Annotated in this window: 1 protein-coding gene; it reads right to left on the minus strand. The window is 62.6% G+C overall.

The window, feature by feature from the left end; all coding sequences use genetic code 11:
* The coding region (locus tag ACQG3P_RS19365) for a TorF family putative porin (RefSeq protein WP_426805947.1) at positions 1–286 on the minus strand (286 nt) is incomplete at both ends.

Here is a 286-nt window from a genome sequence, read left to right on the forward strand (position 1 = left end):
GGCAGGTTGAACTCATTGGGCAGCGCCCATTCGGTGCCTGCGGCGAAGTACCAGCCATCGGTGGCGGTGTTCCAGACATCGTTGGTGTAGGCCACGGTCACGTTGTAGTGCTCGGCGAAGCTGGTCTGGGTGATCAGCTCGGTGTACGCCAGTTCGCTGGAGCCGGGGTAGCTGTAGTGGTTGAGCCTCACGTCGAAGTTGACGCTGTCGGTGACGTCCACGCCGTAGCCGTTGAAGTAATCGACTTCGGCATCCGGGCCGCCGTCGCCGAAGTCCACGCCCGAAC

Origin of the sequence: Stenotrophomonas sp. SrG (genome assembly GCF_050031795.1) — a bacterium.
Classification (GTDB): domain Bacteria; phylum Pseudomonadota; class Gammaproteobacteria; order Xanthomonadales; family Xanthomonadaceae; genus Stenotrophomonas; species Stenotrophomonas rhizophila_A.